Here is an 18,779-nt window from a genome sequence, read left to right as displayed (position 1 = left end):
CGCTCCGCGGCATTTACGATCTATCAGCAGTGGGAACTCTCTTCGTTAGCACCCGCGCAATCTCCTGGTAGAGGCCGTCTGCAACGCGCGGATCCTTTGCCTCGACCATTATCCTGATCATCGGTTCTGTGCCCGATGCCCGCACCAGTGCCCAGGCGTTCTCTCTAAGGATCTTTATTCCGTCGATCTTCTCGATCTTCTCCCCGGAGAATGCCTCCTCGACAGCGCGAACGACCGTATGGGGATCGTTGGTATGATACTTCTCTTTGATCAGGTGGTATGCGGGAAGGTCGTCTATGATCTCAGAGAGTTTTCTGCCTTTATGGGTCGCGAGAACCGCCACCATCATGGCGGCGGTCATCCCGCCGTCCCGGCAGAACTGGTGGTCGGGGTATATCAGACCTCCGTTTCCTTCACCCCCAAAGACGACATCCTTTCCTGCGGCTATCAGTTCGATCATCCTCCTTGCGACATAGATGCTCCCCACGGGTGTGTAATCAACGCTGCAACCGTGCCTCTCTGCGATCTCCCTGATAAGGCTGGATGTGGCAACCGGGGTGACGATGATGCCGCCGGTCTTTTTCGAGCAGATATAATCCTCGATCAGCCCGAACTCGCAGTTCTCCTCGACATAACGACCTATTTCGTCGATAAAGGCCGCCCGATCAGCGTCACCGTCGTGCGCGACCCCGAAATCGGCGCCGGTGGCAACGACCATCTCAGCTAGCGGTTGCAGACCCTGAGGGCTCGGTTCGGGCATCCGGCCCGGGAACGTGCCGTCGAGACGGGCGTTGATCGTGTGAACCCGGCAACCCAGTCTGGCGAGTATGATCGGGGTCGTGAGCGCTGCCGGCCCCGAACCGGGATCGACGACAACGGTCATCCCCTCTCCGATACCGGGGGGGAAATGAGACGTAACAGCCTCTATGTAGTTCTCAAACCTTTCTGGAGCGATGGTCTCTCTGCCTACCGTGTCCCAGGTGGCCAGATCGAACTCTTCGGTAAAGAATCTCTCCTCGAGCTTGATGGTCTCCTCATCCGACATCTCGGTGCCGTCCGGTTCGATCACCTTCACGCCGTTATACTCCGGCGGGTTGTGTGATGCGGTGATCATGGCACCACCGGAGAACCGACCGCTCTTTATGATGTACTGCAGCGCCGGGGTCGGGAGGATACCGAGATCCAGCACGTCGCAGCCTGTCATCAGCAGCCCCGCCTTTAGGGCGTGGCTCAGGGCCTCGCCGGACGTCCGTGTGTCCCTGCCGACCGCGATAGTCCCCTTCCTCATCGATCCAAGCGCTGCGCCGATCTTATAGACGAGCGTGGGTGTCATCGTCTCCCCCGTCACTCCGCGCACACCGTTTGTTCCAAACATCCGCTTCTTCTTTTGCATCTACTTCATCACTCCTCAAACACCGTGTAACCCTCGTTTCAGACGGTCAATGGCACTCGCTGCCGCCGCAAACGCCTCCTGCCCGTGTTCTGCGAGTATAGCAACATATGTTATATCTTCTCCAGCATAGAGCCGCCCTTTTCTGTGGTAAACCCTGGCACCAAGGACTCCGGGAACGCTCTCGATCTCTCTCTGGACCCTTTCTGCCAGGTCATCGAGGCTCTCATCAAACTCGAGGTGATCGGTGCGCTCCTCCCCCATCCACTCCCTGACGATACCGTTGAACGTGAGGACTGCCCCTGCATGTGAGATATCGCAGTCGCGCTTGAGTTCCCTGACAAGTCCTTCCATGGTGTAGAAATCCTCGAACCTATCGAGGGCGGCGAGCAAGTCGTCGACGGAGGGGTTGCGTAGCACGGTGTTCTCACATTCGATGTCGCCTATCACGATCCGCGGGAACACCCTGGTCTTGAACCCCTCAAGGATGGCATACCTGACACCGGCGTTGCAGAGGATCTCGAGGGCGGCGTTGAGATCGGTCTCCTGCATGATGAAGACCGACTTCTCCTCATCGATGCCACAGGATATAGCAGCATCTGATTCATAGTATGCCGTGGTGTCCTTGCCGGGCTCGATAAAGAAACCGTGATGCCCAAGGTGTTTAACCACGCCAACGGGCCCGTCTGCGGAGAGCGCACCGATCAACCGCTTTATGAAGGTGGTCTTCCCGGCGTTTGAGGCACCGACGACCTGTATGATCTTCAATTCTCCTCCTCCTTCTCTTCCCTGTCGCTCTCTGCTTCCTGCTCATCTTCCTGACCGGGTCGCGCCTTCAGGATTACCGAGGCGGCCTCGGCCACGCCACGCATCACTTCGGTTATACGGTCCTCGATATCGATCTCGTCGTCGAGGTTCAGACTTGTCCCTTCAACCTCCAGCAGAAACCGGGCAACCTCGCTTGCCTCGAAGAGGATCTCGTCGAGTTCTTCAGCGGTGAAGAAACCGCACATTGCGCCGTAGAAGAATGTGGCACCGGATTTCTTCACCTTCTTCTTGAACGAACTCCGTGCCTGGTTGACCGCCTGCGGGGTGTAGGTGTCGATCATGAACGGGCAGAGTTCTGGAAGGTTTTCGCCGATAAACGTCATCTCCGAGCCTCCAGCGGTCTTAAAGTCTGCACAGAGGCGCGCGATAGCCCATTCACGGGCGGTGATGTAAGTGTGCTTGCGCAGGAACTGGTTGACCCGCTGGTAGGTGGCGCCGTCTACTTTCTTGAATTTCTGGTAACGGTTAGGGTCTTTGAAGTTCTCAGGATCATCCATTTTACCTATCCTCTTGTTGGTTTTGCTATTTCAATAAGTCTGGTCTGAAAGGGTGGGCCGGAAATTCAATTCTTCACTGGTTTTTCAACCAGGATATGGTTTGGGGGAGCGGGTCTCAGATTATTGCCGCCCACTTTTTGAGGTACGGTAGCCCAGCGTTTTCGGCGAAAGCGGATCCGGTTGAGCGGCAGACGATATAAAGGGACGTTACGCCTCCTCCTCTAAGGGGTGTGATACTACACCGATACGAGACGAGAAAGGATGTCGTCTTCAAGTTTCAGCGGGTCCGCTCTGAAGTTCTCGTTTCCACTTCCTTGCAAAACTTCTTGGGTCAGTCGCCGATCACTGCCCCCGATGGGGGGAGGTGGTTCAGCGAAAGAGAGTGGATGGTCTAAGTCAGATATATAGCAACATATGGTTTATGCGTAACTTTGTGGTTACCTCCCCCGGTACTGTTCCGCAGGGTAAGAAGGCGTCCTGACGCGCTATATTCTGTTTCTGGCGTTCCGGGAGAGTGTTTGAGTATACCATTCTATCAGCGCTGGAACCCTCTGGTTCCCGGCGTTCTGGCTCTCAATAATGGAGGACTACTACGGAGAGGATCAACTGGTTGTTCTTCCGTCCCATGACCCTGAATTGCAAAATTGGGTGGGGCAACCCGCAATCCGATGAGCAGAGCGCATTTCCCTGTGATCTTCGATCCAGGGCACCTTCATATCGCACTTTTAAGCCAGGATCATACCCCTTGTTGAATAAGATGGTCACCAGATGAAGAGATCTGACGCCTATGCTCATTTGTGGAGATTGTTTATGTGCGACAGAAATCGACGACTGGTATAGAGATATTTTTTTATATATCACTTTTTACTTTCACACCGCGCGGTAAAGGGTTCATATGCCTTCAGGGTAATGTATTCAACAGGGTTCTGCCCCCTCTTCCACCAGAGGGGGGCGACCCTCATCATACCTCCTAACTCCGAACCAATCAGCACCACTCCAATAATCTTTTTTAGAGAGTCGAACAGTCCGGGGCGTTCTGACTGTGGATCGAGGTTGTCTCAACTGCCTGACCAAAGGAGCGTCACCGGATCCGTTCCCGGTCGCGTCGGTGTCAGAGACAGGTTGCGCGGAATAGGCATTTACCGCAATTTTGATATACATTGGTATTTAATTAATTTTCCAATGGAAAACGCCTATTTCTCAGAATGGATGGATCGGTTCGGGGGTTACCTCCGGATGCGGAACTACTCTCCCCGAACCATCGAGAAATACCTCCAGACCATCAGGCGTTTCGCACGCTACGCCTGGATCCGGAAAAACCTGGATCCCGATGGCACTGGTTTCGATGCGGATCTTCTCGACGACGCCCCGCTGGATGCAGATGTCAACGTATCCACAGCGCTTGTAACCGATTTCTTCTCATACATCACCGAAAAGCGGAATTACAGGCCGCGGACGCTCCACCGGATGATCTCGACGTTATCATCGTTCTACCGCTACCTCTATGTTCAGGGCGCTGTTGCCGCAGACCCCATGATCGGGGTAGAGCGCCCCCGGATCAAGAATCAGGAGTTAAAATACCTCAAACACAGTCAGGTTATCCGCCTGCTAAACACTATAGAGGACGAGCGCGACCACCTCATAGTTCGCTTGATATATGCAACCGGCGTCCGGGTATCGGAACTCTGTTCCATAAACATCGAGGATATCGATTTTGAGGAGCACACGATCCGGGTCAGGGGAAAGGGGGACAAGATAAGGATGGTATTCGTAGACGACGAGACTCTTGAGGAGATCGAGCAGTTTATAGGCAACAAGATCGCAGGCCCGCTCCTCCCTGGTCAGCAGGGAAAGCACCTCTCGCCCAGGACCGTCCAGCACATATTCAGGCAATACGCTCCTCCAGGGATAACACCGCACAAGATCCGGCATTCCTATGCAAGCGAACTCTACCGGCGTTCAAGGAACCTCCGTGTCGTGCAGGAGAACCTGGGGCACACATCCATCAAGACGACCGAGATCTACCTGCATACCGACATAGATGAACGTAAACGCGTCTATCAGCAGTATTTCCCGCTCTCGAACGGGAAAGATGAGTAGCGGAATGATCCTTGCCAGAGGGACAGATAAACCATATGATGCTATATGCAACAACCAGGAAGAGACTGGCCCATACCTCCGGCCCACTCCTGGTTTTGGCCGCTTCCCGGCAACGCTCAAATCAGAAGAGCGCCTAACATACCGGTATGCGTTACATCGTCACCGGAGGGGCGGGGTTCATCGGTTCCAGTCTCGCAGATCGACTGGTGGCCGACGATCATGATGTTGTGATAATAGATGACCTCTCTTCTGGACGTCGGGAGAACATCGAGCACCTCCTCGACCATCCCGGAGTGACGTTTGTGGAGGGGAGCATCACCGACCTGGATCTGCTCCTCGATGTCTCTGTTGGTGCAGACGGAATATTCCATCAGGCGGCCATCGCGTCCGTCCCCCGTTCTGTTGCAGACCCACTGGAGACAAACGAAGTGAACGTGACAGGGACGGTGAACCTGCTCTGGGCCGCAAAAGAGTGCGGTGTCCCGGCGGTCGTGGCCGCCTCCACGTCGGCGATCTACGGCAACAGCCCGGTATTTCCCAAAGAGGAGAGCATGACACCAGAACCGCTCTCCCCCTATGCTGTCTCAAAACTCGCGGGTGAACATTACGGCAGGGTCTTTTCTGACCTCTACGGCATCAGGACGGTGTTCCTGCGTTACTTCAACGTCTACGGGCCCCGGCAGGACCCGAACTCTGAGTATGCCGCAGTGATCCCGAAGTTTATCACCCGGTTGCTCAAGGGTAACCCGCCGATAATCTACGGCGACGGAGAGCAGACCCGTGACTTCATCTTCGTCGCCGATGTGGTGCGTGCAAACATCATGGCGATGGAAAGCAGCGCATCAGGGGTCTTTAACATCGCCGGCGGAAGCAGGATCAGCCTCAATCAACTTGCATCCATCCTCTCGACGGTTACCGGTGTAAACCACCGGCCGGTTTATGATCCGCCTCGAGTGGGGGACGTGCGCGACTCGGTCGCCGCGATATCCAGTGCCAGGGAGGCTTTTGGTTTCTCTCCCGCCTACACCCTCGATGATGGTCTCCGGGAGACGGTGGCCTGGTTCCGGAAGATGATGAGATAATACGGTAAGGTCTCACCAATCAGTCTGCGCGGCAAAACCTCAGGTCTTTATCCTCAGTAAGTATAAATTAGACTACAACAACCATGCCTTGCGGCACGGGGTCGATTCCATGAAGACGATCATACTTGCAGGCGGGAGCGGCACCCGTCTCTTCCCGCTCTCGCGTGAGCACTATCCAAAACAGTTCATCCATCTGCTCGACAACGATTCACTCTTCCAGAATACCGTGAAAAGAGCGCTCCTCCTCTCCACCCCCCAGGAGATCACGATAGTCACGAACGCCGAACACCGCTTCCTGGTCAGAGACCAGCTCGCCGCCATCGGGTGCAACTGTCGCGTCCTGGTGGAGCCGGTGGGCAGGAACACCCTCCCGGCGATCTATTACGGTGTTCAGGAGATAGTCCGGGAGGATGGTCCTGACACTGTCGCCGTCCTCCCCTCGGATCACCTGATCACCGCAACGAGGGAGTTTCAGGAGGCTTTCCGCCGGGCAGAGCGGTTTGCAAAGGATTATCTTGTGGTCTTCGGGGTGCGGCCGACCTCACCACACACCGGATACGGCTATATCCGGCCCGGTGAGTCTCTCGGTGACGATGGATCGAGGGTGGATGCCTTTGTCGAGAAGCCCGACCTTGAGACCGCCATGAGATACGTCACCGAGGGTTACCTCTGGAACTCCGGGATGTTCTGCTTTGATGCAGGGCTCTTCCTCTCCGAGTGCGAGGTCTGCGCACCGGAAGTTGTCAGGGCGTTTGAGCAACCACTTGAGGATGCCTACAACAAGACACCTGCCCTCTCCATCGACTACGGGGTAATGGAGAAGACCCGGCGGGCGGTGGTTGTGCCGCTCGAATCTGACTGGAATGATGTTGGGAACTTCGATGCGGTCTACGCCGCCCTGCCAAAGAACGGTGATGGTAACGCCGTCCGCGGTGAGCATATCGGGATCGACTCCTCCGGGAACCTGATCATCGCCGACAGCCTTGTGGCCACCGTCGGTGTCCATGATATTGCCATCGTCGAGACGAAGGACGCAATCCTGGTTACCGCACGCAAAGAGGCGCAGAGGGTCGGCGAGATCGTGAAAGCCCTCCGCGATAGGGGGGATACACGTGCGCTATTTCACACGCAGGTTCACCGCCCCTGGGGTTCCTACACGAACCTGGAGGTGGGGCGGTCGTACAAGATCAAGCGGGTTACCGTCCCGCCAAAACGACGGTTATCGCTCCAGATGCACCACCACCGTTCGGAGCACTGGGTGGTCGTCACCGGATGCGCTGAGGTGACGATCGGCGATAAGACCTTCCTGGTCAGGAACGGCGAGTCCACCTTCGTCCCGGCGGGAAAGGTTCATCGGCTTGCAAACCCTGGTATACTGCCGCTCGAGCTGATCGAGGTTCAGATCGGGGAGTATACCGGCGAGGACGACATAGTCCGGTTCGAAGACGATTTTGATAGGAGATAGTGCCGGCAGGCACCCACAAAAACCGATATAATCCCATGATGCATACCAATATGGGCCGGCAGCCAGAGGTAGATGCTGCCCCGGTCTGGTTCTCCTACCCCCGTAGTGTAGTGGTCAATCATGCAGGACTTTGGATCCGGCGACGGCGGTTCGAATCCGCCCGGGGGTATCTGATTGTGTTTATATCTCTACGGTAAGAATGGTCCAGTGTTTTGAGTGAACATTCAAGAATCAGTTCTCCAACCTGGGAGGCATTCAAGTCCCTCAACAGATAGAGCAAGGACACTATCAAAAGGGTCAAATAATTCCACGAAATTCGCAGGATGCGTGGGTGCAGGTATTTCATGAAGATTCGCGCAGTGCCGCCTATCCAGAGAATAACGGTATTTGGGTTTTGAACCCTTCTCTGATGATTCCGGCGGTCACAAATAAGTAGCAGGAGTTCCTGAATGCTGGGAATTAGCCCTATTCTGATCCTAAAATGAACGTGTGGGCGCCTACTCCTCGTCTCTGTCCTCTGCATTCAGGATCGTGAACCCGACAACACGGTCACCGTCATCGAGTCTCATTATCCGGACACCCCGCGTGCCCCGTTTCTGGATCGAGATCTCAGAGACCTTCGTCCTGATCACGATCCCGGACGCGCTCATAACGATGATCTCGTCGTTCTCATAGACCGCCATCGACCCGACGACACCGCCGCTCCGGGCGTCGACAACGATGTTTCGCACGCCCAGCGTGCCCCTCCCGTGACCGCGGAACTCATCAAACTCAGTCCGCTTCCCAAAACCCTGCTCGGTGATGGTGAGGAGATGATCCCCTTCCACCACCGATACCGATTGCAGCGCATCACCGTTGCGCAACCTGATCCCCCGGACACCCATGGCGTTCCGGTGGACCGGGCGGACAGAGTCTTCATCGAACCGGAGACTCTGACCGAACCTGGTCGTCAGGATCAGTTCCTGGTTGCCGTCGGTCATCTTCACATCCACCAGTGCATCGCCGTCCCGGAGGTTGATGGCGTTGATCCCGGTCTGACGCGGTCGTGAAAACTCATCAAGTGCTACCTTCGCGACCGTACCGCCTCTCGTTGCAAAGAAGAGGTAGCGGTCAGGTCGGAACTCCCTGACCGGGATCACCGCCGTCACCCGCTCATCTCCAGCGAGGGGCAAGAGGTTGACAAGCGCTTTGCCTCTGCCCGTCCGCTGCCCCTCCGGGAGGTCGTAGACCTTCAGCCAGTAGACTCTTCCCCTGTCAGTAAAACAGAGAAGGTAATCGTGCATGTTCGCAACGAAGACTCTCTCCACACCGTCATCCTCTTTCGTGGCCATGCCTATGACTCCACGACCGCCGCGACGCTGGTTCCGATAGGCATCCATGTCGATCCGCTTGATGTAGTTTGAGGAGGTGAGCGAGACCAGCATCGGTTTGTCCTCGATTAAATCCTCCTTCTCAAGTGTCTCGACCGCTTCCACGATCCTGGTTCTCCGGTCATCACCATAGCGGGTGATGATATCGCGAAGTTCCTTCCTGATCTCGGCGAGGACGTTTGCCTCGGTGGAGAGGATCGTGCCGAGTCGCTCGATCTCCGCAGCAAGAGCGTCGCGCTCGGTCAAGATCTTCTGCTGCTCAAGCGCCGCAAGCCGCCGGAGTTGCATCTTCAGGATGGCGTCCGCCTGCACCTCGTCCAGCGTAAACTTCGCAACAAGCGCTTTCTGTGCCTCTTCAGTCGTACTTGAGGCCCTGATCGTCGCAATTACCGCATCGATATTATCGAGGGCGACGAGGAGACCGTGGAGGATGTGCATACGCTCCTGTGCTTTCGCGAGATCGAACTCAGTCCTCCGCCGGACAACCTCCACCCGGTGTTTAAGGAACTCGCCTATGATCTCCTTGAGGTTCAGGGTGCGGGGCTGGCGATCGACGATCGCCAGGTTGATGATCCCGAAAGACGATTCAAGCGCTGTGTGTTTGTAGAGGTAGTTGAGGATCACCTGTGGTGCCACCCCTCGCTTGAGGTCGATCACGATCCGCATCCCCTCCCGATCAGACTCATCACGGATATCGCTGATCCCTTCAATCTTTCTGTCGCGTACTAGGGAGGCGATATGCTCGATCAACCGCGCCTTGTTAACCTGGTAGGGGATCTCGGTGATGACGATCCGCGGTGTTCTGCCCTCCTCCTCGATCTCCGCGACACCGCGGATCACACACTTCCCCCGTCCGGTCAGGTAGGCGTCCCTGATGCCCTCGGTGCCCATGATGATCCCGCCGGTCGGGAAGTCCGGTCCCGGCATGATCCTCATCAACTCCGTTGTAGAGGTAACGGGGTTATCGATTACACGACAGATCGCTTCGCAGACCTCGCGAAGGTTGTGTGGAGGCATGTTTGTTGCCATCCCGACGGCAATCCCGCTTGAACCGTTTATGAGGAGGTTTGGTATCCGTGCAGGGAGAACCTCCGGTTCTTCAAGCGACCCGTCGAAGTTCGGAACCAAATCAACCGTCTTCTTGTCGATATCAACCAGGAGTTCCTCCGAGATCTTCGTGAGGCGAGCCTCCGTGTATCGCATGGCCGCAGCGGCATCCCCGTCGATCGAACCGAAGTTCCCCTGACCGTCCACCAGCGGGTAGCGATAGGTGAATGGCTGCGCCATCTTCACCAGGGTGTCATATATGGCCGCATCACCGTGGGGGTGGTACTTACCCATCACATCTCCGACAACACGAGCGCTCTTCCTGTAGGGTTTGTCGCTCGTGTTGCCCATCTCCCACATGGCGTAGAGGGTGCGCCGGTGGACTGGTTTGAGGCCGTCCCTCACATCGGGGATGGCGCGGCCGATGATCACGCTCATCGCGTAGTCGATGTAGCATGACTTCATCTCCTCCTCGATGTTGATCGGAACAACCTGCTGCTCAGATGTCAAGGTTGCTCACCTCTTTTGCATGCCGACGTATGAAGTCCCGCCTGGCGTCCACATTCTCTCCCATCAGTTTCTCGAAGATAGCGTTTGCGTATGCGGCGTCCTCGATCCGCACCTGCTTAAGGATCCTGTTTGCCGGGTCCATCGTGGTGCTCCAGAGTTGCCCTGCGTTCATCTCGCCAAGACCCTTGTAACGCTGGATTGAGACGCCCTTATCGCCCCACTCAGCCAGGATGGCCCGGAGTTCCTCCTCACCGTATGCGTATCGTTCCTGTTTACCCCTGGCGACCCTGTAGAGCGGTGGCTGGGCGATGTAGATGAACCCTTTCTCAATGAGTCCTGTCATGTAGCGGTAGAAGAACGTCAGGAGGAGCGTCCGGATGTGCGCCCCGTCCACATCGGCATCTGTCATCAGTATAATCCGGTGATAGCGGGCGCGTTCCGCATCGAAGGTGTCGCCGACACCTGTGCCAATGGCGGATATCAACGCCTGAACCTCGGCGTTCTTCAGGATCCTGTGCTCAGAGGCCTTTTCAACGTTCAGGATCTTTCCCCGCAACGGAAGGATCGCCTGGAACTTACGGTCCCGACCCTGTTTGGCCGAACCCCCGGCAGAGTCGCCCTCCACAATATAGAGTTCGCTCTTTGCCGGGTCACGCTCCTGACAATCGGCAAGTTTGCCAGGTAGCCCGGTCGATTCCAGCGAACTCTTTCGCCTGGCGAGTTCACGCGCGTTCCTGGCAGCCTCCCGCGCTCTCGCGGCCGCCATTGCCTTCTCCACGATCGTCTGGAGGGTTTTTGGGTGCTCCTCAAAGTAGTCGGTGAGGGAGGAGTAGACGAGTGAGTCCACAATACCCCGGACGTTGCTGTTTCCAAGGCGCATCTTGGTCTGCCCTTCAAACTGTGGGTTTGCCACCCGGGTGCTTATTACGGCGGCAAGCCCCTCTCTGACATCCTCACCGCGGAAGAGGGTATCGCTGTTCTTGATCAGGTTATTCCGGCGGGCGGCGTTGTTGATTGCCCTCGTTATGGCGCTCCGGAACCCCTCGAGGTGCGTTCCTCCCTCCCGGGTGTTGACGCTGTTGACGTAGGTAAAGACTGTCTCCGTGTATGAGTTGTTGTACTGAAGAGCAACCTCGACCTCGACCAGGCTCTCGGGATCACTCTTCTGGAAGTAGATGATATCGTCGTGGAGTTTCTCCTTCCCCTCACCAAGGTGGGCAACGAACTGGCGGATACCGTCCTCGAAGCAGTATGTGACAGAGTCACCGGTGCGCTCGTCCCGGAGTACGATCTTAAGCCCGCGGTTTAAGTAGGCGAGCTCGCGGAGACGGTGATCCAGCACGTCGTAATCAAATTCAACGGTCTCCAAGATCGAGCGGTCGGGCTGGAACGTTATCCGTGTCCCCTTGAGTCGTTCATAATCTATCTCTTCTGGAGCGGGGGTGCCGTAACGCGCCTCGTATCGCTCTCTCATATCGTCTTCGGTCTCGGGGCGACTCTCAAGTGGCTTTGCAACCTCTCCCCGCCGGAACTGCATCGTGTATACGTTGCCATCACGGTAGACCGTTGCATCAAGCCAGGATGCAAGGGCGTTGACCACCGATACGCCGACGCCATGCAGCCCGCCAGAGACCTGGTATGTACTCTTATCGAACTTCCCACCGGCGTGAAGCACTGTGAGAACAATCTCGAGAGCGCTCTTGCCATAGCGAGGCATCATGTCGACCGGGATGCCGCGACCGTTGTCTTCAACAGTGACCGAACCGTCACGGTTTATGGTCACCATGATCAGGTCGCAGAAACCGGCGAGAGCCTCGTCTATGGCGTTGTCCACGACCTCGTAGACGAGATGGTGCAGCCCACGAGTATCCGTGCTGCCGATATACATGGCAGGGCGTTCGCGTACAGGTCTCAGGCCTTCCAGTACCGTGATGTGAGAGGCATCGTAGATCTCGGTCATCCATTGACCTCCGCTGAAACGAGCGGTGCCCCTATCGCAGCAAAACTCACAGTAAATATTTGGTTTAGGGACACTTATACCTGTGGCTCAGGGGAAATTGCCGTCATTCACGCATATCCCGTTGCTCAGCGGTCCAGAAGATCGCACCACTACAGCAGGTCCTTGCGCCTGTGCCCCGCCTGGAGGTACACCTCCGTTCATCAGTCGTACTTCCCCACGTCAGGCTCGGCGATCCCGAGTTCCCGGTCGATCGCGATCGCGAGACGGTTGAGGAGGTGCTTTATGTCCGCTGCATCCTCTTTGTCCATGATGCCTGGCTGATGCCAGATCACCGCCTTACGGAGCCGCTCGACAAGTTCCTCGATCTCAGTCCCTCTGAATCGTTCCGGAAGGATAAAGTCATTCAGGTGGTCTGCAGCGCCATAGAATGCTCTTTCCGGTGGAAGGCCAAAATGCCGCGAAAGCAGCATAAGGTTGACGATGAATCCTCTACCAAATTCGCTTTTGGCGGGCATGATACCCTATGTGCCGCGGGGCAATATGAAAGATCCGTTTTTTGTGCACAGGATCGGATCTCATCGGATCTTCATTTTCTACCGATGGCGAAACCTTTACAGTTCCACCGGGAATGGAAGAGGGTTTTCTCCAGGTCATGGTGAAAAACCTCTCCCCGGCTATTTAAACCCGGCCGAACCCCCCGCTGCCGGTATAGCCTAAACTCAAAATTCGTGCTTTGCGAAGTAGCGGAGCGCCTCAGGTCGGTGCCTTTCAAGTTCGTTGAAGAAGTGCTTCACGAGTTCTGGATCGGAGTCGTTGATCGCCTCTTCAAGGGTGTGTATCAACCACCCCTCAATCTCCTGCTCTGAATCCATCGCATTCAGCACGACGACAACCGCCTCGTCCACATCCTTTCTGTTGTTCCACCGATAGGGCACGTCCACCATCTCCTGAGAAGAGATGTTCACCGTCCTCCATATACGGTTTGTGGCCCCGATCTCCTTAAAGCCCCCGCCGCATTTATCACGTTGCAGGAATATAACGGAGCATGTCAAAGAGGTAGGTGTCAGCGATGATGTACCGCCGGACAATCCAGATAGATACACACGGAGAGGGGGAGATCGTCAACCTCACACCACGGATCGCAGAGGTTGTCGACGGGAGCGGCGTGCGGGAAGGCATTGCAAACATCTTTGTCTCGGGTTCGACCGCCGCCATCACCACCATCGAGTATGAGCCCGGCGTGCTCTCTGACCTTTGCCGGGCGCTCTCGGTCATCGCACCAGAGGGCATCCCCTACGCCCACGATGCAGCCTGGGGCGATGGTAACGGTCGATCGCACGTCAGAGCGGCGATCGTCGGCCCATCACTCACCGTCCCGATCATCGGAGGCAAACTTGCGTGCGGGACATGGCAGCAGATCGTCCTCCTGGAGCTCGACGTCCGGTCGCATCGCCAGCGCACCGTTCACGTCACCATCATGGATGAAAACCACTAAGAGAGGGCAGATAGAGGGTTCCGGTCGGCAAAGCCGGCTAATCCCCTTTTCCGTTATGACTCTGCCGGGATCAATTAATTTGGACGATTCAGTCAAGAGGTACCGTTTCAAGTTGAGATACCAGTTCCCAGATCCTTGTCCGTGCATGGACGGGCATGTTCGGGTCGTTACTGACCTCGTCGATCATGGAGATCGCGGTTGCGGCACGAAGACCGATACTCTGCGACGCGTCAAGGAGAACAGATTTTGTCGAGTCTGCAACACGCCGGATGTTTCGTGGTATGGTGGAATCTTCGCTGATATTCTGCAACATCTGGATGCAGATCTGTATTGTTTCGTCTGGACTTGCCATGAGAATAACCCCTCTATTATTAATGCCATCCAGACATATATAGGTTAAAGGAGTTAAGCAAAATGACGGTTGAGCGGGCCGATGAAGTCATGGCAGAGTATCTCCTCAAAGGAGGGAAGATGCTTGCAAAATCCTGTAAGGTCTGCGGCTACCCTCTCTTTGAATACAAGGGAGAGACGCAGTGTGTCGTCTGCCCTCTTATGGAGTCAGGGGAACCCCATCCTGCCTCCGAACCCACCGCACCTGCCCCGGTTCAGATCCCGCAAATTGCGACAAAACCCGGCGAACCGGACGGTCTGGTGGCAGCCGAGATCGAGCGGACGATCGTCCACCTCTGTGAACGTGTCAGGGGTGAACAGAGGGCTGAAGACTGCCTGACGCTAATGAAGGCGGTCGAGCGTGGGGCCAGGGCCCTCGCAAGACTCGGTCAGCGGTAAGGTCTGCGGGCGAGATCCCATATGGCGCTGGCGGTCTTCTCCCCGATCCCGTCCACCGCCATCAATTCCTCTGGTTCAGCCTCGATTACCGCCTTGAGCGAGCCGAAATGCTCAAGGAGGAGTCTTGCACTCTTTAAACCGACGTTAGGGAACGCTGCAAGCACATACTCCTGTTCTTCCCGGCTCGATCGGTAGGACTTCTTCGGGTGCGCCTTTCGCTCCCCCCGCTCACCTCCCTCGCGCTGTGCAAGGACATAGAGCGTCTCAGCGGTGTCATCCGGATCACGCGTGCGGATCAGTGCCACACCCATATCAACCATTATGGCGGCAAGCGTCCCCCTGATCGCGTTCGGGTGGATGTTTCTAACCGCGTAGAGGTCGTCGGACCCCTCGATGATCAGGACGGGGCGTGGCACGGCATCGGCCATCGCATGAATCTGCCCGAACAGGTCACGTTCAACGAGGGTTGTCACGAAGTCCTGCACCGTCTTTCGTTCAATTAGTATTCGATCCCCTATGGCGTAATCACCGAGATCGAGTCTTTCCAGCGAGATCGATGCCCCGAGTTCGTGCAGGCGCTCGACAACCCTGGATGAGGTCTCCCGGTCATCGACTGTTATAGCAGGCCCGGACGATGTGAACGTCAGGATCTCCGTCTGCCGGGTGGTGGGGCTATGAACTGGAGCCGCACTCATCATCTTTATGCCCCTCATCATAGCCCGTTCCCTGTTCTGGCTCACGTAACGAAACGTCTCATCAGAGGTTCCTTTCGTCACCAGGACGATGATCGTGCCGCTGCCGCTCCTTCCTGTCCGGCCTTTGCGCTGGATGCTCCTGATCTCCGAGGGGACGGCCTCGTAAAAGATCACCATATCGGTCGATGGAACGTCGAGTCCCTCCTCCCCCACAGAGGTTGCGATCAGGCATTTAAGTTCCCCTGCCCGGAACCGGGCCAGGGTCGCGATCTGCTCTTTCTGCGAGAGTCCACGCTCCGCGTCCCTGGACGCCTGGCCGACGAACCGCTCGCAGGGAATACCTGCCGCAGTGAGAGTATCGACCAGCGTCTGGACAGTGTCGCGGTAGGTGGCAAAAACAATGATCCGGCTATCCGGATGCACTGCCAGCTGTGCCTGGACGAGTTCGCGGACGATCGAGGCCTTGGGGTGAAGTTCCTCTTTCCACCCCGCCACGGTCTCGACCAGTCTCCGATATGCTGGATCTGAGACAAGTCGTTTGCTTGCCTTGCTCCCGGAGTTCGAGGCGCCCTCCGCGCCGAGCCTTGCAAGGTAGAGTTTAAGCGCCTCGCTTCCCTGCGTCTCGGCAAGAGATATGGCATGGCGGAGTTTCATGCACTCCGCATGCAGTGATGCCGCAATGAACCCGGAAGGGTCGCGAGACTGTATTCGCTGCTGGATCTGAGCGTTCAATGCGTTTAAAGCTTTTATCGAGAGTTTATCGACTTTTGGAACCTGGTAATTGAGTTTTGCAAGTTTCTCAAGCCGTGACTCCAGAAGTCGCCTGAGGGTCGCGAGCGCCTCCTGGAGTTCTGGCGGAAGGTCGACGTTTATGTAATGGATCTCGCGTTCGTGGATGTAAGGGAGGACATCCTCATCTGTCTCCACCCTTGTCTCGACCGCCTCGATGCGCAGGTTCTCGCAGACCTCCTGCACCTTCAGTCGGTCACCGCCGGGTGATGCGGTCATCGCAAGAACCAGCGGGCTCTTTGCCGTGTTGCAGTAATGGTTGGCGATGAAGACGTAAGCGTAGTTACCGACCGCCCGATGGCACTCATCCACGACCAGCAGCACGACGTCGGTGAGGCTGTACCTCCCTGACAGACAGTCGTTCTTGATCACCTGTGGCGTGGCAAAACAGATCCGGCACGCTTCCCACGCCTGCGCCCGCTCTGCCGGAGGGGTGGCCCCGGTGAACATCGCAAAATCTGACTCCTCCGGTTCGGTCGCCTCGCGAAAAAGAAGGTGTTGCCTGAAAAAACGGAGATGCTGCTCGACCAGGGGCTTTGTTGGTGCAAGCACAAGCACCTTCCCCTGGTGAGAGTAGAGTCGGGACGCCGCGACTATGAGCGCTACGGCGGTCTTCCCGAGCCCTGTCGGGAGGACAACCATTGTGTTCATATCGAGCGCCCTCAGCGCGATTGAGATCTGATAGCGCCGCTCCTCGATGCTCTGCGGTCGGATCAGCGGGTGGGAGACGTAGTTCATACCTTACTGAGTTCGTGGAACGTAACGTTGCCGGCGATGAGGGCAGAGAGTGTCCCGGGCAACCGCTCGATCGGCACCCTGACCTGCTCCATACTGTCACGGTCTCGAATGGTCACCGTGTTGTTCTCCAGCGTGTCGTGATCGACGGTGACGGCAAATGGTGTCCCGATCTCGTCCTGTCTCCGGTAACGACGGCCGATTGCACCGGAATCATCATACTGGGCGAGGATACGGTGTTGCAGCAGTGTATCCGTGATCTTCCGCGCGATTGTATCGAGTCCGTCGCGGTTCATCAGAGGGAAGACAGCGACCTGGATGGGTGCCACTGCCGGCGGGAGTCTGAGCAGACGTCGGGTCTCGCCATCAACCTCATCCTCAGCGTAGCTATGCTCAAGGGCGACATAGAGCATCCGGTCGATGCCGTATGACGGTTCGATGACATGGGGCATCACCTCTTCACCCCTGATTTCCACCTCCTCTTCTCGGACCTGGTAGAGGTCGGCGGAAATAAAGATCTCTTCGCCGTCGATGGTGATGCGGACGCCGTCCTCGCCGGGCTCTGAGACCGCCAGGGCCTCCACAATGGCTTTCGCCTTATCGCGGAACCTGGGGCCGATCACGCCCATATCAGGCACAATCCGGCGCTTTTTAACCACACGAGGCTCCCCGTAGGGGATAAAGATGGTCATCGAGGTGCCCGAGTGTTCCGCGTGAGAGCGCAGGTCGTAATCGGTGCGGTCGGCGATCCCGACGATCTCGACCCATCCGAAACGTTCGGAGTATACCTCGGCGTCCCAGCAGTCGGCCGCGTAGTGCGCCCGTTCCTCTGTCAGGTGCTGTCGGAACCGGAGTTTTGCTGGATCGACCCCGATGTATGTCAGGATCTCGTGTGTCAACGCTATGTAGTAGGCAACATACTCGTTTGCTATCAACCCCATGTCCACAGCGGCACGCATCGTCATCGTGACCGGTTCAACGTTCTCCGCCTGCCTTTCCATGGTGAGGAGGGGCACGGTGTAATCGGCATAGCGGTGGAAAGATGGGTGGTTCTTCTCTTCGGGGTGGACAAAGATCTCGGCCTCCGCCTGGGAGAACTCGCGCAGACGGATCATCCCCTGCCGGGGTGAGATCTCGTTGCGGTAGGACTTCCCTATCTGGACAGCGCCGAAAGGAAGTTTGTCCCGGTAGAAGCGGAGGAGTCTGGGAAAATCGGTGAATATGCCCTGGGCGGTCTCCGGGCGAAGGTAACCCTTTCGCTGGGAACCCGGGCCTATGGTCGTCTGGAACATCAGGTTGAACGCAAAGACGTCTGCTTCGCCCAGCGGTTCGTTACAGGACGGGCATGGCAGGTCGCGGAGCGTCGCCCGGAGCGCTTCACTTGAAAGGGTGCCGGCGTTCTCGATACCGTGCTCCTGCGCAATGTGATCCGCGCGGAGGTACTCACCGCAGTGCGGGCACTGCACCATCTTGTCGGCGAACTCTTTCACATGGCCGGATGCGACAAAGATCGCCTCGGTTCCTATTGTGGGGCACTCGATCTCGTAGTAACCTTCCTGAAAGACGTAGAATGAACGCCAGAGATTCTCAATGTTCCGCTTTAACATCGCCCCGAGAGGACCGTAATCGATAAACCCGGCGACCGACCCGTAGATCTCGGATGATGGCCAGACAAAACCGCGTCTCCTGGCAACATCCATGACTTTTTCGTAAATATCGCTCGTCTCGGCCATAGTATTAATATAAAATTGCGCGGCGATGCTAATAAAGAATAGTCCCCCGACGCGGGAGATCTCCTCTCACAGTGCCGGAGGGGGGAGTGTGTGTTCTGTTATCGAGACGAACGCAAAGGTGGGAGGTCACCTGCCGGAAAAAATTCCCGCAGTTTGCGGGTTATATGACAAGTTTTAAATGTTAAAGGTTGTAATGTAGGGAACATTGCACCCCAATATTGGGGCAAAGTATATATCAGGGTTATCATGAGTAACCTCATTGACCAGACAGCGGATTTACAGAACTTAGGGAGA

15 protein-coding genes and 1 tRNA gene are annotated in these 18,779 nt (G+C 56.5%); 6 read left to right on the top strand and 10 right to left on the bottom strand.

Annotated features, from left to right (window positions below):
• Positions 1 to 13: 13 nt before the first annotated feature.
• The 3 genes from glmM to QMC91_RS05925 are packed head-to-tail and all read right to left on the bottom strand — an operon-like array spanning position 14 to position 2,715.
• Complete coding sequence (gene glmM / locus QMC91_RS05935; protein ID WP_300236722.1) at positions 14 to 1,393, bottom strand: phosphoglucosamine mutase; 1,380 nt, start codon at positions 1,391 to 1,393, stop codon at positions 14 to 16.
• A 15-nt stretch (positions 1,394 to 1,408) separates the two neighbouring features.
• Positions 1,409 to 2,158 carry a molybdopterin-guanine dinucleotide biosynthesis protein B gene (mobB, locus tag QMC91_RS05930; RefSeq protein WP_300236721.1) on the bottom strand — a complete coding sequence of 250 codons (750 nt, stop codon included), beginning with the start codon at positions 2,156 to 2,158 and terminating at the stop codon, positions 1,409 to 1,411.
• The gene (locus QMC91_RS05925) at positions 2,155 to 2,715 is read right to left on the bottom strand and encodes a DUF5806 family protein (RefSeq protein WP_300236719.1); all 561 of its coding nucleotides are present in this window, start codon (positions 2,713 to 2,715) and stop codon (positions 2,155 to 2,157) included. Before QMC91_RS05925 ends, mobB begins: the two co-directional genes overlap by 4 nt.
• A gap of 1,182 nt (positions 2,716 to 3,897) precedes the next feature.
• Between QMC91_RS05925 and xerA the strand changes: the two genes are divergently transcribed.
• From xerA to QMC91_RS05905, 4 genes are all read left to right on the top strand, one after another.
• On the top strand, positions 3,898 to 4,815 hold the full coding sequence (gene xerA, locus QMC91_RS05920) for a site-specific tyrosine recombinase/integron integrase (protein ID WP_300236717.1): 918 nt from the start codon (positions 3,898 to 3,900) through the stop codon (positions 4,813 to 4,815).
• Positions 4,816 to 4,961: 146 nt separating this feature from the next.
• Positions 4,962 to 5,897: an SDR family oxidoreductase gene (locus QMC91_RS05915; protein WP_300236715.1), complete on the top strand. Its 936-nt coding sequence runs from the start codon at positions 4,962 to 4,964 to the stop codon at positions 5,895 to 5,897.
• Between the two features lie 109 nt (positions 5,898 to 6,006).
• Positions 6,007 to 7,362: a mannose-1-phosphate guanylyltransferase/mannose-6-phosphate isomerase gene (locus tag QMC91_RS05910; RefSeq protein ID WP_300236713.1), complete on the top strand. Its 1,356-nt coding sequence runs from the start codon at positions 6,007 to 6,009 to the stop codon at positions 7,360 to 7,362.
• Between the two features lie 96 nt (positions 7,363 to 7,458).
• Positions 7,459 to 7,531, top strand: a tRNA-Gln gene (locus QMC91_RS05905).
• A gap of 328 nt (positions 7,532 to 7,859) precedes the next feature.
• Here the strand turns inward: QMC91_RS05905 and gyrA are convergent.
• From gyrA to QMC91_RS05885, 4 genes are all read right to left on the bottom strand, one after another.
• Positions 7,860 to 10,289, bottom strand: coding sequence for a DNA gyrase subunit A (gene gyrA / locus QMC91_RS05900; protein WP_300236712.1), 2,430 nt, complete (start codon positions 10,287 to 10,289; stop codon positions 7,860 to 7,862).
• On the bottom strand, positions 10,279 to 12,249 hold the full coding sequence (gene gyrB / locus QMC91_RS05895) for a DNA topoisomerase (ATP-hydrolyzing) subunit B (RefSeq protein WP_300236710.1): 1,971 nt from the start codon (positions 12,247 to 12,249) through the stop codon (positions 10,279 to 10,281). The genes gyrA and gyrB overlap by 11 nt, the downstream gene beginning before the upstream one ends.
• A 200-nt stretch (positions 12,250 to 12,449) precedes the next feature.
• Positions 12,450 to 12,764: a hypothetical protein gene (locus tag QMC91_RS05890; RefSeq protein WP_300236708.1), complete on the bottom strand. Its 315-nt coding sequence runs from the start codon at positions 12,762 to 12,764 to the stop codon at positions 12,450 to 12,452.
• A 204-nt stretch (positions 12,765 to 12,968) separates the two neighbouring features.
• Complete coding sequence (locus QMC91_RS05885; protein WP_300236706.1) at positions 12,969 to 13,193, bottom strand: hypothetical protein; 225 nt, start codon at positions 13,191 to 13,193, stop codon at positions 12,969 to 12,971.
• A gap of 128 nt (positions 13,194 to 13,321) precedes the next feature.
• On the opposite strand from QMC91_RS05885, the gene QMC91_RS05880 reads away from it, so the two are divergent.
• On the top strand, positions 13,322 to 13,744 hold the full coding sequence (locus tag QMC91_RS05880) for a secondary thiamine-phosphate synthase enzyme YjbQ (protein ID WP_300236765.1): 423 nt from the start codon (positions 13,322 to 13,324) through the stop codon (positions 13,742 to 13,744).
• Between the two features lie 88 nt (positions 13,745 to 13,832).
• Here the strand turns inward: QMC91_RS05880 and QMC91_RS05875 are convergent, their stop codons facing one another.
• Positions 13,833 to 14,096, bottom strand: a complete 264-nt coding sequence (locus tag QMC91_RS05875; protein WP_300236704.1) for a UPF0147 family protein — start codon at positions 14,094 to 14,096, stop codon at positions 13,833 to 13,835.
• Positions 14,097 to 14,158: 62 nt separating this feature from the next.
• Between QMC91_RS05875 and QMC91_RS05870 the strand changes: the two genes are divergently transcribed.
• Positions 14,159 to 14,533, top strand: coding sequence for an Sjogren's syndrome/scleroderma autoantigen 1 family protein (locus tag QMC91_RS05870; protein WP_300236702.1), 375 nt, complete (start codon positions 14,159 to 14,161; stop codon positions 14,531 to 14,533).
• Here QMC91_RS05870 and QMC91_RS05865 read toward each other — a convergent pair.
• A complete protein-coding gene (locus QMC91_RS05865; protein ID WP_300236700.1) occupies positions 14,524 to 16,755 on the bottom strand; it encodes a DEAD/DEAH box helicase in 2,232 nt (743 codons plus the stop codon). The genes QMC91_RS05870 and QMC91_RS05865 overlap by 10 nt on opposite strands.
• Positions 16,752 to 18,485, bottom strand: coding sequence for a glycine--tRNA ligase (gene glyS, locus QMC91_RS05860; protein ID WP_300236698.1), 1,734 nt, complete (start codon positions 18,483 to 18,485; stop codon positions 16,752 to 16,754). Before glyS ends, QMC91_RS05865 begins: the two co-directional genes overlap by 4 nt.
• Positions 18,486 to 18,779 lie beyond the last annotated feature (294 nt).

Origin of the sequence: Methanoculleus sp. (assembly GCF_030019085.1) — an archaeon.
Classification (GTDB): domain Archaea; phylum Halobacteriota; class Methanomicrobia; order Methanomicrobiales; family Methanoculleaceae; genus Methanoculleus.
This window is presented reverse-complemented; position numbering and strand designations above follow the sequence as displayed.

Coding starts and splice junctions, on each gene's coding strand:
- glmM (WP_300236722.1), bottom strand. CDS start 1,393: ATGCAAAAGAAGAAGCGGATGTTTGGAACAAACGGTGTGCGCGGAGTG.
- QMC91_RS05925 (WP_300236719.1), bottom strand. CDS start 2,715: ATGGATGATCCTGAGAACTTCAAAGACCCTAACCGTTACCAGAAATTC.
- xerA (WP_300236717.1), top strand. CDS start 3,898: ATGGAAAACGCCTATTTCTCAGAATGGATGGATCGGTTCGGGGGTTAC.
- QMC91_RS05915 (WP_300236715.1), top strand. CDS start 4,962: ATGCGTTACATCGTCACCGGAGGGGCGGGGTTCATCGGTTCCAGTCTC.
- QMC91_RS05910 (WP_300236713.1), top strand. CDS start 6,007: ATGAAGACGATCATACTTGCAGGCGGGAGCGGCACCCGTCTCTTCCCG.
- gyrB (WP_300236710.1), bottom strand. CDS start 12,249: ATGACCGAGATCTACGATGCCTCTCACATCACGGTACTGGAAGGCCTG.
- QMC91_RS05890 (WP_300236708.1), bottom strand. CDS start 12,764: ATGCCCGCCAAAAGCGAATTTGGTAGAGGATTCATCGTCAACCTTATG.
- QMC91_RS05885 (WP_300236706.1), bottom strand. CDS start 13,193: ATGGTGGACGTGCCCTATCGGTGGAACAACAGAAAGGATGTGGACGAG.
- QMC91_RS05880 (WP_300236765.1), top strand. CDS start 13,322: ATGTACCGCCGGACAATCCAGATAGATACACACGGAGAGGGGGAGATC.
- QMC91_RS05875 (WP_300236704.1), bottom strand. CDS start 14,096: ATGGCAAGTCCAGACGAAACAATACAGATCTGCATCCAGATGTTGCAG.
- QMC91_RS05870 (WP_300236702.1), top strand. CDS start 14,159: ATGACGGTTGAGCGGGCCGATGAAGTCATGGCAGAGTATCTCCTCAAA.
- QMC91_RS05865 (WP_300236700.1), bottom strand. CDS start 16,755: ATGAACTACGTCTCCCACCCGCTGATCCGACCGCAGAGCATCGAGGAG.
- glyS (WP_300236698.1), bottom strand. CDS start 18,485: ATGGCCGAGACGAGCGATATTTACGAAAAAGTCATGGATGTTGCCAGG.